This window comes from Novosphingobium sp. KN65.2 (genome assembly GCF_001368935.1).
Lineage (GTDB): Bacteria > Pseudomonadota > Alphaproteobacteria > Sphingomonadales > Sphingomonadaceae > Novosphingobium > Novosphingobium mathurense.
Genome location: NZ_CCBH010000148.1, coordinates 81,953 through 98,630, shown reverse-complemented (window position 1 = coordinate 98,630; position 16,678 = coordinate 81,953). Strand labels below are relative to the sequence as shown.

The 16,678-nt window shown below is 64.6% G+C and carries 11 protein-coding genes and 1 tRNA gene; 4 read left to right on the top strand and 8 right to left on the bottom strand.

Annotated elements, in window-relative coordinates:
• Window position 1: 1 nt before the first annotated feature.
• Window positions 2–1,873, top strand: coding sequence for a hypothetical protein (locus tag SPHV1_RS11445; RefSeq protein WP_054946163.1), 1,872 nt, complete (start codon window positions 2–4; stop codon window positions 1,871–1,873).
• Complete coding sequence (locus SPHV1_RS11440; RefSeq protein WP_054946162.1) at window positions 1,873–5,976, top strand: LVIVD repeat-containing protein; 4,104 nt, start codon at window positions 1,873–1,875, stop codon at window positions 5,974–5,976. Before SPHV1_RS11445 ends, SPHV1_RS11440 begins: the two co-directional genes overlap by 1 nt.
• Window positions 5,977–6,144: 168 nt before the next feature.
• Here the strand turns inward: SPHV1_RS11440 and SPHV1_RS11435 are convergent, their stop codons facing one another.
• The 4 genes from SPHV1_RS11435 to SPHV1_RS11420 are packed head-to-tail and all read right to left on the bottom strand — an operon-like array spanning window position 6,145 to window position 12,154.
• Window positions 6,145–6,993 carry a phosphodiesterase gene (locus tag SPHV1_RS11435; RefSeq protein WP_054946161.1) on the bottom strand — a complete coding sequence of 283 codons (849 nt, stop codon included), beginning with the start codon at window positions 6,991–6,993 and terminating at the stop codon, window positions 6,145–6,147.
• A 43-nt stretch (window positions 6,994–7,036) separates the two neighbouring features.
• Entirely contained in the window at window positions 7,037–8,806 is a 1,770-nt protein-coding gene (locus SPHV1_RS11430; protein WP_054946160.1) for a cytochrome c3 family protein, read from the bottom strand.
• Between the two features lie 7 nt (window positions 8,807–8,813).
• The gene (locus SPHV1_RS11425; RefSeq protein ID WP_054946159.1) at window positions 8,814–9,680 is read right to left on the bottom strand and encodes a hypothetical protein; all 867 of its coding nucleotides are present in this window, start codon (window positions 9,678–9,680) and stop codon (window positions 8,814–8,816) included.
• Window positions 9,680–12,154 (bottom strand): cyclic nucleotide-binding domain-containing protein, encoded by a 2,475-nt coding sequence (locus tag SPHV1_RS11420; RefSeq protein ID WP_054946158.1) that lies wholly within the window; start codon window positions 12,152–12,154, stop codon window positions 9,680–9,682. Before SPHV1_RS11420 ends, SPHV1_RS11425 begins: the two co-directional genes overlap by 1 nt.
• A 90-nt stretch (window positions 12,155–12,244) precedes the next feature.
• Between SPHV1_RS11420 and SPHV1_RS11415 the strand changes: the two genes are divergently transcribed.
• Window positions 12,245–13,198, top strand: a complete 954-nt coding sequence (locus tag SPHV1_RS11415; protein WP_054946157.1) for a tetratricopeptide repeat protein — start codon at window positions 12,245–12,247, stop codon at window positions 13,196–13,198.
• A 22-nt stretch (window positions 13,199–13,220) separates the two neighbouring features.
• Here the strand turns inward: SPHV1_RS11415 and SPHV1_RS11410 are convergent, their stop codons facing one another.
• The 4 genes from SPHV1_RS11410 to SPHV1_RS11395 form a co-directional block, all read right to left on the bottom strand.
• Window positions 13,221–13,499: a hypothetical protein gene (locus SPHV1_RS11410; RefSeq protein WP_054946156.1), complete on the bottom strand. Its 279-nt coding sequence runs from the start codon at window positions 13,497–13,499 to the stop codon at window positions 13,221–13,223.
• 64 nt (window positions 13,500–13,563) lie between these two features.
• Window positions 13,564–14,031 carry a hypothetical protein gene (locus SPHV1_RS11405; RefSeq protein WP_054946155.1) on the bottom strand — a complete coding sequence of 156 codons (468 nt, stop codon included), beginning with the start codon at window positions 14,029–14,031 and terminating at the stop codon, window positions 13,564–13,566.
• A gap of 1,050 nt (window positions 14,032–15,081) precedes the next feature.
• Window positions 15,082–15,477 (bottom strand): hypothetical protein, encoded by a 396-nt coding sequence (locus tag SPHV1_RS11400; RefSeq protein ID WP_231634636.1) that lies wholly within the window; start codon window positions 15,475–15,477, stop codon window positions 15,082–15,084.
• A 215-nt stretch (window positions 15,478–15,692) separates the two neighbouring features.
• Window positions 15,693–15,769, bottom strand: a tRNA-Arg gene (locus SPHV1_RS11395).
• Between the two features lie 99 nt (window positions 15,770–15,868).
• Between SPHV1_RS11395 and SPHV1_RS11390 the strand changes: the two genes are divergently transcribed.
• A complete protein-coding gene (locus tag SPHV1_RS11390) occupies window positions 15,869–16,678 on the top strand; it encodes a queuosine precursor transporter (protein ID WP_054946153.1) in 810 nt (269 codons plus the stop codon).

Below are 16,678 nucleotides of genomic sequence, written 5' to 3'. Positions count from 1 at the left end.
GATGGCCCTGCCGGTTCTTCTTGTCCCCATGGTGGCGGCGCAGGCCGCGCCGCAGGAAATCCCCGGGCCCACCTTCGGGCAGGAGGATACGCAGCCCGAGCAGCCGATCCTCGAACCGCCGGGCACCGAGACCGCCCCCGAAGACGTCGATCCCGGCGTGATCGACGGCCGCCGCCGTCCCGGCTACACCCCGCCGCTGCCCGAGCGGGTGACGCAGAACAACGAAGGCGCGGTGCGTGCGCCCCCGCCCGAGGCATTTCCGACCGACCAGGTCCCGATCCCCGACCGCTGGCGCCTGATCGAGACGCTGGGCGTGGTCAAGGAACGCTGGTTCGACCCCTATCACCAGAACACGCTGAAGGGTGACCGTCCGCTCGATCCCAAGAAGGTCAAGTGGCTGCCGATCAAGGGCGACGACTGGTTCTTCGGCCTCAACCTGATTTCCGACACCGTTCTTGAACCGCGCACCTTCCCGATTCCCGTGGGCGTGCAGACGACCGAGCGACCGGGTTCCATCGACGTCTTCGGCAAGGACGCCAGCCTCGTCTTTTCGCAGACCTTCATCCTCGGGCTCGGCCTGACCAAGGGCAATACCGCGTTCAAGCCGCCCGCGGTCGAATACCGCGTCGCGCTGGCGTTCAACTACAACTACGTCAACGTGCCCGAAAAGCGCGTGCTCTTCGTCGAGCCGAGCAAGCCCTCGCACCGCTCCGACCATTTCGTCGGCGTGCAGGAAGCCTTCATCGACTATCACCTGCGCAACACCTCGGACCGCTACGACTTCGATTCGGTGCGCGTGGGCATCCAACCGTTCCAGGCAGACTTTCGCGGCTTCCTGTTCAACGACAACCAGCTTGGCATCCGCTTCTTCGGCAACCGCGACAACAACCGGGTGCAGTACAACCTCGCCGCATTCTGGCGGCTGGAGAAGGACACCAACTCGGGCCTCAACTCGGTCGTCCAGCGCCCGCGCGACGATTTCCTGTTCGTCGCCAACATCTACCGCCAGGACTTCCTGATCCCGGCGCTGACCAGCCAGTTCACCGTCGCGTACAACCGAAACCGCGAGGCAGGCCGGGTCGAAGTGGACGATAACGGCTTTCCGGTGCGCCCGGCCCTGCTCGGCACCCTCAAGGGCCGGGACTACGACGTCGTCTACCTCGGCTACAACGCCGATGGCCGCATCGGCCGGATCAACCTGACGGCATCGGCCTATGGCGCGCTCGGCCAGGACCGCAACAGCTTCTTCACCGACCGCAAGGCCGACATCCGCGCCTTTTTCGGCGCCGCCGAACTGAGCTACGACAAGGACTGGATGCGCTTTCGCCTGTCCGGCCTCTACGCCACCGGCGACGGCGATCCTTACGACAACAAGGAAACCGGCTTCGACGCGGTGTTCGAAAACCCGATCTTCGCGGGTGCCGACACCAGCTACTGGATCCGCCAGACGATCCCCTTCGCCGGCGGCGGCCGCGTCATTGGCGTCAACGGACGAAATGGCATCCTCAATTCGCTGCGCTCGTCCAAGGAACAGGGCCAGTCGAACTTCAACAACCCGGGAACCGTACTGGTCGGCGCGGGCGCGGACTTCGACCTGACGCCCGAGTTCCGCCTGTCCACCAACGCCAATCACCTGTGGTTCGAGAACACCGCAACGCTGCAGACGCTGCGCAATGAAGGCTCGATCCCCAGGGACATCGGCTGGGACCTTTCCGCCGCCGCGATCTGGCGCCCCAAGGCGACGCAGAACATCGTGGCGCGCCTCAGCGCCGCCGCCCTCGTCCCGGGCAAGGGCTTCCGCGACCTGTTCGACAACGCCGAGGGCAACCGGAACTACTACTCCGTCCTCGCCAACATCATCGTGAGTTACTGATGCAGCGCCTCAGCCGGATATTCCTCGCTTTCGCGCTCCTGCTGGCGCTGGCCATCCCTGCGGGCCGCCTTCTCGCCAGCGAGGAGGAAAAGCCGGTCGAGCGCGACTACTCGCTGGTGCGCGCGCCCGCTGCGCCCGCTGGCCAGTCGGCGGCGGACATGGATGCCAAGTCGGCGGGCTGTCTCACCTGCCACACCGCCAGCGATGCGCCCACGATGCACGCGACGCCTGCAGTCAAGCTGGGCTGCACCGACTGCCATGGCGGCAATGCGCGAATCACCGGGCGGCCGGAGCTGGGCTTCGATCACCCCGACTACATCGCCGCGCGCAACAAGGCGCACGTGCTGCCCAAGTTCCCGGAGAGCTGGCACTGGCCGAGCGCGGCGAACCCGCAGCGCAGCTATACCCTGCTCAACAAGGAAGCCCCGGAATACATCCGCTTCGTCAATCCCGGCGACTACCGCGTCGCGCGCGAGAGCTGCGGCAATTGCCACCTGCCCGCGATCGAGGCGGCGGAACGCTCGCTGATGGCCTCGGGCGCGATGCTGTTCGGCGGCGCGGCCTATAACAACGGCATCGTCCCCTACAAGAACTACATCTTCGGCGAAGCCTATACCCGCGACGGCGAGCCGGCGAAGATCGTATCGGCCGGCAACCCGCCGGGCACCGTCACCGCCGAACAGAAGGCGCGCGGTGCACTGGCCGCGCTCTATCCGCTGCCGCGCTGGAACGTCACGCCTCCGGGCGACGTGTTCCGCGTGTTCGAACGTGGCGGACGCGTCATCAACTCGACATTCGCCGAAGTCGGCCTGCCCAACCCGACCGGATCGATCCAGCGGCTCGAGGAACCGGGCCGCCCGGACATCAAGCAATCGAACCGCGGCCCCGGTACCGGCCTTCGCGTGGCGATCCCCGTGCTCAACCTGCACAAGACGCGCCTCAACGATCCCTACACCTGGTTCATGGGCACCAACGACCAGCCGGGCGACTATCGCTCTTCGGGCTGCACCGCGTGCCACGTGATCTACGCGAACGACCGCGAACCGCGCCACTCGCTGATCTACGCCAAGCTCGGCCGCGACGGGCAGACGGTCACCAGGGACCCGACCATCGCCGCACTCAAGAGCCACGGCAAGGGCTATGGCGAAGACGGGCACGGCTCGCTCAAGACCGGGCACGAGGACGACGGTCACGGCATCGCCAAGCCCGCCGACGACCGCGAGAAGGGGCACCCGCTCCAGCACGTGTTCACCCGGGCGATCCCGACCGCGCAGTGCATGAACTGCCACATGCACCAGCCCAACATCTTCCTGAACAGCTACCTCGGCTACACGATGTGGGACTACGAGGCCGATGCGCCGAAGATGTGGCCGGAGAAGCAGAAGTATCCGAGTGCCGAGGAAGTCCACAAGGTGCTGGAACGCAACCCCGAGGGTGCATCGCCCAAGGGCAAGTGGGCCGACCTCGACTTCCTGCGCAACGTCTACGACCTCAATCCGGAACTGAAGGACACCCAGTTCGCCGACTATCACGGCCACGGCTGGAACTTCCGCGCGATCTTCAAGCGCGACCGTGAGGGCAACCTGCTCGATGCCGGCGGCAACCAGGCGACCTGGGGCACCGACAAGGAACACATCGTCTCGCCCGACGATCCGGAGAAGTGGCGCAAGAAGGGCGAAGGCAAGTTCGTCCCCGTCGGCACCAACCCGGGCAAGAGCGTCCACATGATGGACATCCATGCCGAAAAGGGCATGCAGTGCGCCGACTGCCACTATTCGCAGGACAGCCACGGCAACGGGCTGATCTATGGCGAAGTCGCCAACGCCGTCGAGATCGGCTGCAAGGACTGCCACGGCACCGCCGACGCCTATCCGACGCTGCTGACCAGCGGTCCGGCTGCGCCGCCCAAGGGCACCGACCTCGCCCTGCTGCGCAACCCCGACGGCAAGCGCCGCTTCGAATGGACCGCCGACGCCTCGGGCCGCAAGCACCTGATCCAGCGCTCGATCGTCGATCCGGACCTTTCGTGGGAAGTCTCTCTGGTCAAGGACGCGGTCGACCCCGCCTCGCCCACTTTCAACGCCAAGTCGGCGCGCGCCAAGCTGATGAGCAAGTCCGGCGCGGACGACGGCAGCTTCGGCTTCGGCCCCGGCGTGCCGATGAGCGACCGTGCCCACAAGGACGGCGAGATGGCGTGCTTCACCTGTCACCTCTCGTGGACCACGAGCTGCGGCGGCTGCCACCTGCCGATCGAGGCGAACTGGAAAACCACGCTGCACCACTACGAAGGCGAGGAAACCCGCAACTTCGCGACCTACAACCCGCAGGTCGCACGCGACGAAATGTTCCAGCTGGGCAAGCACATGACGACCAAGGGCTCGCAAGTCGCCCCGATCCGGTCGACCTCGGCGCTCGTCCTGTCCTCGACCAACGTCAACCGTGAGCGCATCTACATCCAGCAGCCGCCGATCAGCGCTGCGGGCTTCTCCAGCCAGGCCTTTGCTCCCCACTTCCCGCACACCGTGCGCCTGACCGAAACCAAGACCTGCACCGACTGCCACCTGTCCGAAAAGGACGACAACAACGCGATCATGGCCCAGACCCTGCTGCTCGGGACCAATTTCGTGAACTTCGTCGGCCTCAATTCGTGGGTCGGACTCGACGGCGGCTTCGAGGCCGTGCGCGTCACCGAATGGGACGAACCGCAGGCCGTGATCGGTTCGTACCTCCAGAAGTACGCCTACCCCGACTACTACAAGCTCCACGTCGAGCAGAACGGGCGCGAGCTGAAGAACTGGACGCGCGGCAAGGCCTTCGACAAGAACCTGTCGGGCGAAACCCATCCCTTCGAGCAGTTCCGCAACGTGACGCAGGGTACCAGCGGCGAAGTCGGCTGCCTCCAGCTTCGCGGCGAATACATGTTCGTGGCCGAGGGCAAGGGCGGCTTCGAGGTCTATGACGTCGCCTCCGTGGCCAACAAGGGCTTCTCCGACGCGGTCGTCTCGGCGCCCTTCTCACCGCTGGGCCACAACACCCACGTGAAGACCAAGAACGCGACCTGCATGGCGCTGGCGACCAACCAGCCGGTTGCCCCCACGCGCAACCGGACGATGGAAGCGACGATCCTGAAGGACGACAAGGGCCAGACGCTCTACAAGGCCGACGGCACACCGTTCACGCTGCGCGACGCCAACCAGGAACAGGCTTTCGAGCCGATCTACAGCTACGCGGTCATCACCGACAGCGAAGAGGGCCTGATCCTCGTCAACATCGACACGATGGCCGATGGCGAGTTCCGCAACAACAAGCTCAAGCGCGCGGTAACCTGGAACCCGGATCACGTGCTCGACGGTGCGCGGCACATCGTCCTGGCGGGCGAAGTGGCCTACATCACCGCCAAGGCCGGACTCGTCGTCGTCGACCTGCACGACCCGCTGCACCCGCAGCTCTCGGCCGTACGCCCGCTTGAGGACGCGCGCGCCAGCGCAGTCCAGTTCCGCTACCTGTGGGTGACCGACAGGGACGGCCTCAAGCTCTTCGACGTCACCAACCTGCGCAACCCGATCGCGGTGCCCCAGGCAACCGTGCCGCTGGCCGATGCCCGCCGCATCTACGTCGCACGCACTTACGCTTATGTCGCGGCCAAGCAGGACGGCCTCGTCATCGTCGACGTACGCAGCCCGCCCAACCCGCGCATCTACCGGAAGGTGACTTTCGACGGGCAGCTCAACGATGCCGAAGACGTCATCGTCGGTTCGACCAATGCCTCGCTCTTCGCCTATGTCGCGGACGGCCGGAACGGCCTCAAGGTCCTGCAGCTCACGTCACCGTCGAGCCAGCCGAACTTCTATGGCTTCTCGCCCGCGCCCAAGCCCGAGCTGATCGCATGGGCCAGGACGCCAAGCCCGGCCCGCGCCCTCTCCAAGGGCCTCGACCGCGACCGCGGTGTCGACGAGACCGGTGGCCAGATGGCCGTTTTCGGTCGCCTGGGCTCACGCCCCTTCACCCGCGAGGAAATGGAGCGCCTGTTCGTCAACCGCCGCGGCGTGCCCTTCAAGGTCACCGACGAGGTCGACATGAGCGTGTGGATACCCAAGCGCTGAGGCAGCCTTGAACTTGGGCTGAGGGCCTTGCGCTCCCGGCCTTCGACAGGCTCGGGGCAAGCGGGGAGCTTGAATCGGGGTGGCTTGCCTCGTCATGGCGAACGGTCGAAGGCAAGGTGGGCATGTCGCCGGTGCCGGAGCGCTTCCGGAACCGCGCCGGAGTCAGTCTCAGTCGGGCCGTTCGCCCACGATCACGCGCACCACTTCCTGGAACGCCTCGTCATACCGCGCCAGAGCATCGAGCGCGCCGACGGGTTCGGTGTGCGAGACGAGACGGCGGCCATCCCAGCGATGCAGGGCATAGACCGGCAACTCGGCGGAGATCATCGCGCGTCCGTCCGGCCTGTCCGGGTCCACCGGGTTCAGGTCGAGCGCAACCGTCGCTGCGGTGGAGCCGACCACGGTGACCGGGATGCCTTCCCACAAGGTGTGGATCGGGCGATGCAGGTGCCCGGCAACGATCCCCTTGATCTGGGCGTGGCCCGAGACGGCTTCGATCAGACGGGCGATCCACGGTTCGCGCTCGTCGCTGTCGAGCCAGTCGATCCCGCTTTCGAACGGCGGGTGATGCATGGCGATGACCGTCGGCCGATCCGGGTACGCCGCCAGTTCCGCGGACAGCCACGCCGCCCGTGCCGCGCAGAAGGCGCCGCCATGACGGCCTTCCTCCAGCGTATCGAGTACCAGTACCCGCAGCGGGCCGAGATCGATCGCGTACTGCACGAAACCGCCATTGTCCGGGCAGTCGGGAAAGGCTTCGAACATCGCCGCGCGCATGTCGTGGTTGCCCACCATCGGTGCCACCGGGAACGGACAGTCGCGCACCATCTCCGCCAGCCGCGTGTAGCTTTGCAGGTCGCCGAACTCGGTCATGTCGCCGGACATGAGCAGAAGATCGGGCCGGTTGGGCCCATCCACCAGGCGGTCCAGCACCGCTTTCAGGCGATGCGTGTTGTAGCCCCCCGTTTCGCTTCCGCTGAAACCGATGTGCAGGTCCGTAATCTGTGCGATCAGCACTTTGGCATCCTTGTGAAGCCTGCGTTGATGCCATTCATGGGCCTTACTCCCTCCGAAGTGCGACCTTCTTAGGAGATGACGGGTTGACGTCCGGTTTCCGGTCCGCCGAACCCGTCTCGGTGATGTGATAACCATGACACATCGCGCAGCTCGATGGCACCTTCGATTTGGGTGCGTCTTCACCGAGATGGCACGTGCGGCAGGTCTTGATCCCCGGCAGCAGCACGTCACTGGCACTGGTCGAAGTGTCCGCCGCATGGCAGGTGGTGCACTTCTCCTGCTTGTGCGCGGCATGGTCGAACCAGCCGTGGTCGAAATAACGCATCGGCTGCGATACCGGCACGACGCCGGGCCGACCGTTGATCCGCGTCGGGCGGTGACACTCGCCGCAGATGCCGTCCTTCGACAACGCCACGTCGAGCTGCAGCCCCGGCCAGACGCCGCCGGAATATCGGAACTGGTATAGCCCGCCCTCGGCATATTCGCCCGGACGCTTGCGGTTGGAAACCAGCGGCTTGCTGTGATCCCACTTCGCCGCCAGCAGGTCTGCGGTCAGCTGCTCGACATCGCCGTGGCGCAGGCGGCGCACGATGCCGCCGACGCGTTCGTAGGCAAGGCTGTGGCAGCCTTCGCAGTCACGCTCCATGTCGATCGGCTTGAAGCGCACGCCCTCCTCCGTCTTGCGGTGGCAGTCCTTGCACTCCAGCCCGTTCGCACCGTAGCCCCTTTCGGTCCCGATGTTCTTGGCCATGCGCGCAACGCCGCCCATCGGATCGAGGTGAAGCTTGTGCGGGAAAGTCAGGCCGTTGTCTTCGCGCAGCTTCTTGTCGAGCGAGACGAAGGCCGGATGCCGGGTCACCGGATCGGTGATCACCCGCGCAGTGAACTGCGGGTGGAGCTTGCCGAAATCGCCGGCATCGCCCAGCCGCGTGTCGGGCAGGTTGCTCTTGAGCTGACCGTGGCAATCGGCGCAGAACTGCTGGCTGGGCGCGGTCAGGCGGGTCGGGCCCTTGTGCTCCGAGTGGCAGTCCTGACAGGCGCCGGGCCCTTCCTTGCCGAGAGCATGGGCGACCTTCCACAAGGCCGCCTGACCCAGCGGCAGGTTGCCCCGCGCCGAGGCCAGACGCGCTGCCGGTGCATGATCGTGCACGTCCTTGTGGCAGCTGCGGCAAGTCTCGTCCCGCACGGATTCGAACGGTTTGACGTGGCAGGCCACGCACTTGTTGGCCAGCGAGTGGTGGGCCAGGCTCAGTTCGCCCGGATTCCAGCTGCCGTCGTTGATGACGGTGCTCTTGTCCGCGACCTGCGGCCCTTTCACGCTCATGAGGTTGGTCACGATCGGCAGGGCCAGGAACGCCAGCACTATAACCACGGCCAGCGCCCATGACATGCGCCGCTTGCCCGGCAACACGCCGCCCAGCGAGAAGCCGCGCTTCTCCTCGAGGTTGCCCGAGCGGGTCGCCGCCGTTTCCGCCTTGCGGATGGTGAGCAGCACTGCGCCGTCCTCGTCCTGCGAGACGGTGATCCGGTAAGTGCCGAAGCCCAGTTCGGCGCCGCCGAGGCTGTCGATCGAGGCGGAGCGCGTTTCCGCGCCGTCGACAACGAAGCCGAGCGTGCCAACCGCCTCGACGCGCAGCCGCCCGCGGGAAACGACGGACACTTCGGCATGGCGCGGCTCGACGGCGAGGTCGGGCAGGTGAATGGTGTTTTCGGCCGAGCGGCCGATGGTGAGTGTTTCGCCGGCAATGTCTCGGTCGCGGACGATTTCGCGTCCGGTCGCGGTCTGCTCGATCTGGCGGATCCTGAAAGTCATGCCGCCCTCACCAGTAGTAGAACACGGAAACGATATGGGCGGTCAGCGCCGCGAGCAACGCCATCGTGGCGGGAACATGGACGTAGAGCCACACCTCCAGCATGGCCTTGAGCCGCATGTGTCGGCGCATCCTTTCGAGTTGGGCCTTGCGCCGTACCAGCAGCTTTTCCACCCGCTCGATCTCCGGATCGGCAGAGCCGGAAAGCGCCAGGCCTTCCAGTGCCTTCTGCGTCGCGCAGCCCGAATAGTGGCCCGAGAGGCGGCGCAGCAGGCCCGGCGAGAACGGGTCCTCTTCCAGTGCGGCCAGCACCAGATCGGAGGGTCCGCGCGCAAGCGGCTGCGCGGCTTCGTGGAGCTGGCGGTCGAGCGCGCGAATGGCGTCGACCATCTGTCCCTGCGTCATCTGTTCACGATTGGTACTGAGCGCGGTGGGCAGCGAGGCATAGGCCCAGATGCCGAACATGCCCGAGACAATCACCAGCATCATCAGCGCATAGGCCAGCGTGTGGACGTTCCAGCCCAGCTGGAAGCCGGTGTGCAGCGTCGCCACGACGATCAGCGAAAGGCCTAGGTAGACGTGGGCCGAAGTCCACGCCTTGAGCGACCAGCGTCCTTCGGTGATGGCGCGCTTGCGAATCCCCAGCAGCGACAGCCAGACGATCAGCAGGGCGCCGATGGTGCCCAGGGTATAGCCGATCCAGGTGCCGCCACCGGGGCGCGGCTTGGGATCGGTCAGGAAATAGGCGGCGATGCACACCACGCAGAGCGCGGTCGCGATCTTCATCCAGCGGAACCCGCGATGACGCAGGAAACCCTCGTGATCGCTGCGATATTCCCGGTTGGCGACGTGGCCGGTTTCGGATGCGCTTGCCATCATTCGCCCTCCGCCAGCTTGGCGACCGAGAGGAAAGCCTCCGGCGAAACGCGGATCGCCGCCCCGGTGGGACAGGCGCGAACGCAGGACGGACCGCCCTCGATCCCCGCGCACATGTCGCATTTGATCGCCTGCTTGGGCCGCTCGACGCCATCGGCATGCGCCTTGCGCCAGGCCTTGCTCGGCTCACCCGGCCCCGGCCCCTTGCCGAGGAACAGCCACGAGAGGATCGAGGGCTTCTTCGGCGGGACCGAATCCATGCGGATCACGCCATAGGGGCAATTGCGTTGGCAATTGCCGCAGCCGATGCAGGTCTCGTCGATGAAGACTTCGCCGTCGGGGCCGCGCTGGATCGCATTGGGCGGGCAATCCGCCATGCAATGCGGATGTTCGCAGTGACGGCACGAAGTCGGCACATGGAGGTGCGCATAAGTGGTCCCCGCCTCGCGGTCGAGCCGCGAAAGGCCGTCGTGACTGTCGGCGCAGGCTTTCTCGCAGTTGTCGCAGCCCACGCAGAGCGTCTCGTCGATCAGCAGGACGTCGGTCGCCTCGCCGATGCCGTTGTCGACAAGGAACTGCGCGGTCTGGGAATACATGTCGACGACGCTGGAGAAGTTCTCCTTGCGCCCTTCGACGAAGGTATTGATCTCGCGCCGCCGCTCCATCTCGGCGAAGGCCTTCTGCTTGAGCTGCGGCTTGCGCGCCAAGAGGCGCACGAAGGCTTCACCCGGCAGGCGGATCACTTCGGACTTGATCGCCGATCGCACTGTCGCGGAACGGCGCGAACCATCGATCACCGCCATCTCGCCGACATAGGCGCCGGCCGGAAGATAGCTGAGGAACACCGGCTTGCCGCCGATCTGGCGCTCGACGATCATCGAGCCGCGGCGGATGATGAAGATGTCGGTGCCTTCCTCGCCTTCCTTCATCAGCACTTCGTTGGCGCGCAGTTCCCTGACTTCCGCGCCGTCGACCAGTTCGGCGATGTCTTCCGGCGTGAGGCCCGAACCGAAGATCTGGAGCAACTGGCGCTCGATGGCGATGCGGTTGACGACCTTGGCCGCGGCCGGGGCCGTCGCCATCATCTTCAGCGCGGCGGCGCGCGAGAGTTCGACAACGATCAGGTCCTGCGCCGCACGTACGGTGGACCCGCGGCGACGGCCGGAAATCAGGCCGACTTCGCCGAAGATGGACCCCTGCCCGATCGGTACGGTAATCGAGGGATCGTCCTTGTTGACCTCGACCGCGACCGAACCTTCGGCGATGGCGAAGAGCGAGGAGCCCGGCTCGTTGCGCTCGAACACCGCCTCGCCCTTGCGGAAAGCGCTGACATCGGAATCGAGCATCAGTTCGCGCAGCTGGAGCGCTGAAATGTCGCGGAAGATCTCGATCCGGCTGCCGAACAGTTCAAGCCATTCGTCGACGCTGCGCTGGCCCGGCAGGGTCGCGAACTTTTCGGCCAGGATCGGTTCGTCGGCAGGCTTGAGATCGGTATTCCCGTTGAGGAACTCGACGACGTCATAGCCCTGGTTCATGCAGTGCTTGATTAGCGGATAGCCCGCCAGTGCGCCGATGACGTGGATGCCCGGGCGCGTCGTCTCGAACACCGGCGACAGCACCGGGAACGCCTCGCGCTCGGGACTGGTGAACTCGATGCCGCAATCCTCGACGAACTTGCGCGGCGGGGCCGAGCCGGTGCGCGCGATGATGCGGTCGCAGCGAATGGTTTCCTGTCCGTCGCGCGTATCGAGAACGAGTTCGCCCGGCCGGACTTCAGCCGGGGTCGTCTCGTTGCGGATGATGATGCGCCCGGCGGCTTCGGCTTCGGTCAGCAGCTTGACGTTGGCTTCCTTGGCACGCGCGAATTCGGTGCCGCGGTTGAGGATCGTGACGACATTGCCCTGCGCCGGATCGGCGGCGAGGCCCAGGGCGTTCTCGATCCCGGCGTCACCGGTACCCACGACCGTGATGTGCTCGTCCACATATTCGGTCGGATCGTCTAGCTGGTACTGGATATGCGGCAGGTCGGCGCCGGCGCAGCGCAGGCGGTTGGGGTTGCCCTGCGTGCCGATGGCCAGGATCACCGCTTCGGCCTCGATGGTGTCGCCGCCCTTGAGCGTCAGGACGAACGCGCCCTTTTCGCCTTCGATCTTAGTCACTTCGGCATTGTAGCGCACGGTGACCGCGTTGCTGGCGGCCTGCTCGTCCCAGATCCCCAGGATCTGCTCACGCTTGCCCGCATCGAACTCGAAATCGGACCGCAGCACCAGCGACGAAGGCGTCGCCATGACGTGCTTGCCCTTCTGGTACTTGAAGATGGTATCGGACAAGTGATCGGTCTTTTCCAGCAGGACATGCGACATGCCCAGCCTGGCCGCCCTGCCCGCCGCGCTCATGCCTGCAGGGCCGGAGCCGATAATTGCGATACGGACGCGATCTTTCACAACTTCCCCCTCGTCGTGCCGACCGAACATTGCAATGCCACACGAAAAACCGCATTTGCCCAAAGCTGATCCGTGGCCTGCCCCCTCAGCCGACAATACTGTAATGAATGGGAAATCGCGATGACACAACCGACGACGACAATATTTCGTCCGCAAAGAATCGCTCTGGTAATTGCAGGACTTGTCGCAGCAGGCGCTGTCGGAGCCGCGATACTGCGCGATGACGAGGTTAACACTGCGTCAGGCAACGCGGCAATGGCCGCTTCAGCGTCTTTGCCGGCCAGTGCCTCGATCGACGATCTGGAACAGGCGACCAGGGATTCGCCCAAGGATTCAGCCGCCTGGCAGCGACTGGGGCTGGCGTATTTCGAGGCGGCGCGATTCGCCGAGGCCGCCAATGCCTATGGCAAGGCAACCGAGCTGGCGCCGGGTATTGCCGTCCTGTGGTCTGCGCTTGGCGAGGCACGGGTCATGGCCAGCGATCGCGACCCGATGCCGCCGCAAGCCGTCAGCGCTTTCGAAAAGGCCATCGCCATCGACCCCAAGGACCCGCGCTCGCGCTACTTCATGGCGGTGAAGCGCGACCTGTCCGGAGATCATCAGGGCGCTGTGAACGACTGGCTTGCCCTGCTCGAAGACAGCCCCGCCGATGCGCCGTGGCGCAGCGACCTCATCCGCACGATCGAACAGGTCGGCAAGATTCACAAGATCGACGTTGCCGACAAGCTCGCCGCTGCGGACAGGAAGGCTGCCTCCAGCGCACCGATGGACGCTTCGCTCCCGGTCGCAGCCCGCGGCATTCCCGGGCCCACTGCACAGGATCTCGCCAATGCCTCGCGCCTGGCACCAAGCGAACAACGCAACATGGCCGATGGCATGGTGGCAAGCCTCGAACAGCGGTTGGCAAACGATCCTTCCAACATCGACGGATGGGTCATGCTGATGCGCAGCCGCCGCATGCTAGAGCAACCGGAAAAGGCGCAAAAGGCTCTCGCCGATGCCATCGCCGCCAATCCGGGCAAGGCCGATTACCTGCGCCAGCAGGCCGGAATGCTCGGCATTCGGGAGAAATAGGAGCACCGCGGGGACTGGAGGATCAGCCCTCCCGGCGTTCGTCGCGCGCCCTTTCCGCCGGTGGGAACATCTCCACCAGCAAGCCGAGAATGCCGAGGTTCACGCCGGGCGCCAGAACGGCGGCCGCCAGTGAACCCAGCCCTGCGCGGTCGGCCAGCAGGTTCCACGGCAGGCCCAGCGGCATGAGGAAAGCGCCCGAGAGCGGGTCCTTCTCCTGCCCGAACCAGCCGAACGTGCCCACAGTCAGCGCCAGGAGCGCGAGAATGTAGAGCACCAGAAATATCCCGAAGAGCCATCTCATCTTCGTATTTCTCCATGGCATTGCAACTGGCCGCAAACAGACATCGCAGGGCACGCGCAAGGCTTCAAAGGTTGCCCTCGCTACCGGTGTACATGACCTCGACAATGGTGGCGTCGCGATTGCCCCTGCACAGCCACGGGGCCTGAGCCCCTCGGACATTCACGTATATCTTTACCGTCGGCCCGCTTTCATCGATGCGCCGCGTGCTGATGACGGTCGCGCGGGTCACATCCCCCACGCTGGCAAGGCACTTGGATTCAAGGCCGCTGAGCCCGCCGGCGAGGTCACGAACCGGCGGCGTCTCGGGAATGCGCGGCCCGGCTTGGGCGACTGGCGACGGGGCCGCAGGCGGCTCAAGCATTGCAACCGAGGCTTCGCTGGCAATGGCCATAGGCTCGGCATCGGTCGTGGCCTCCTCGCTTGGCGGCACGAGCGGCTTTTCGCCACTGCCCGTACCGCAGCCTTCCGAGGCGAGCGACAGACCGGCAAGAATAGATATCCCAAGGCCATGACGGGCGACGCGCGCAATCATGGCCGGTACCGCGCCATGGTGACAATTTTCCGCCCCCTGCCCATCTCGGTGGTTATGCAGGCAGGGGACGGAAAGTCATGAGAGGGACGCCGCCCTGCGGGGACGACCTCCATCAGGCCCTGTAAGCCGGGCTCGATCGCCAGAAAGTCTGCCGGAGAAGAAGCGTTCGGTCGCCCGACGAATGACGGCGACGCACTTCGGGCATCGACGCTCCCGAAAAAAGAATAGTCCTGCCGCGCCACTGCTTCTCTCTCCATTCTTCAAGGAAAGGATCGCATAGAGTTCAGAGTCTTGTCAGGTTAATGCGGGCAGTCATCCAGTTCAACGCAAAACAAGTCTGGTAAACCGGGCACTTAAGAAAAGCACCCAGATCAGCTCTTTATTTCTATATTTACTTTGAAAGCACCCGCTCCACGCGGCAGGCCGACTGCCTTGTCGCAATTATACAATTTTCCGGCGACAACTCACGATCAGCCACCTTCGGGCTTCTGCGGTAATGACGGAAATATGCCGAAATTCGCGATCGGCAATCAGTTTCGCGCCGAGGGAAGTCCCGACGCCAGAAACGAGGAGCTTTGCAGTTGCCTTGATTCCAGCGCCGGGACCAGTGCCGTACCGGCTACGCAATAGCAGGGGGGCTTGTACCGGCCGGCGTTAACGGATGAATCATCAGCGGGTCATGGCGCTAGTCTGACTTGACGATTCCCCTCGTGGCAGAGCGTCGGACAGTTGGTTTTATCCGCGAATGGGGTCTTCACGGCCGTCAAATTCAAGACGAATTGGGAAGCACGTCTCATCAGGCTGCCCCTCACTCTTCCACTAACCATGGAAACTATCATAAGTTATAAGAAGCGGCGAAACGAATTCGTCCCAAAGCAACAACGATTAAACTTATTTAACAGCAGAAAGGCGCCAGTTTCGCGCGCGGGTCTGCTCGAACTCGCGAAGAACGTCACAATTTCCGGCAGCATAACCGGCGTGGAAGTCGGGAGAGCGCAAGGATCGCGAACTTGCCGGAGCACCTATCGCGCGATCCCCGCCCAGGCTCGCTTAACGGTTGGGCAAGGCCTTGAGCACGAACTGCATGCAGACCAGGATCAGCGCCACCGCGAACGTATCGGCGAACAGGTCTCCCCATTCCGCATCGCGATGCAGCGCAGGAAGCATTTGCACCACTTCGATCAGGCCACCCACGACCACCAGGCCGAGCGCCAGCAGCAACCGGGGAATACGCGGATAGGCCAGCGTCCCCAGGATCGCCAGACTCGCAAATGCCGCCATGTGCTGGATTTTATCCGGCACGATGCCGTGCAGGTCGTTGGAATTGGGCAGGATCGCCATGAAGATGGCAAAGCCCATCGCTGTCCAGAAGGCTATTTTGAGATATTTTTGCACCGCAACATTATCGACGAGCCCGATACCGACTTCAATAGGATTTCGCTTCAATACGACTGCGATTTATTATCGCTTCGCCTCCGTCCGCGACCTTGCCCCAATCCCTGGCCTGCCGCCCTGCATCCCCATCGACCGGGTCGAAATCATCGACGCGGACATGGCCTGGCGGCGACCGCCGCGGTTCATGGCACATGGCCTGCAAGCGCATCTTCAGGATCGAAAATTCGCAATCGCCCCACAGCCGAGGACTGAATCTCGCGAGGAAATGGCGCGCCCGGCAGGGTTCGAACCTGCGACCCCAAGCTTAGAAGGCTCGTGCTCTATCCAGCTGAGCTACGGGCGCGCACGCGGGTCCCCATAGCGCGGTTCTTGCGCCGCGCAAACCGCGAGTCTTGTTGAAAGTCCCCTTTGCCTGCACGGCGTTGCAGGTTACGCACAGGAGATGAGCACGCAGCCCGACGCGCACCGCAACCTGACCCGTCTCGACGGACAAACCGGCGCCCGCCGCCATTTCCGCTATTTCGACTACGTGATGACCGCCTTCGTGGTGATCCTGCTGCTGTCGAACCTGATCGGGGCGGCCAAGCAGGCGCAGGTCGCGCTGCCGTTGGTAGGCACGATCACGTTCGGGGCGGGCGTGCTGTTTTTCCCGATTTCCTACATCATCGGCGACGTGATGACCGAGGTCTACGGCTACGCCAATGCACGCCGGTGCATCTGGGCCGGATTCTTCGCGCTGCTGTTCATGGTCGTCATGTCGCTGGTGGTCGTCAACATTCCCGCAGCGCCGGACTGGGCGCTTGCCTCGGCCAGCTACATGGTCGCGGGCAAGGAAGTGACTGCGCCCAACCAGGCGGCCTACTACGCGATTTTCGGGCAAACGCCGCGGATCGTCTTCGCCTCGCTGGTCGCGTTCTGGGCCGGTGAATTCGTCAATTCCTTCGTGCTGGCGCGGATGAAGGTGCTGACCGCGGGCCGCTTCCTGTGGATGCGCACGATCGGCTCGACGATCTTCGGCGAAGGCGTGGACAGCGCGCTGTTCTATCCGCTCGCCTTCCTCGGCGTTCCCGGTTTCACGCCGCACACGGTCGCGATGCTGGCGCTGACGCAATGGATCATCAAGACGCTGTGGGAAGCGGTGCTGACGCCTGCCACCTACCTTGTCGTCGGCTTCCTCAAGCGGCGCGAGGGCGTGGACGTCTATGACGACAACACCGACTTCAACCCCTTCGCCAAGACGGAAGCGGTGTAA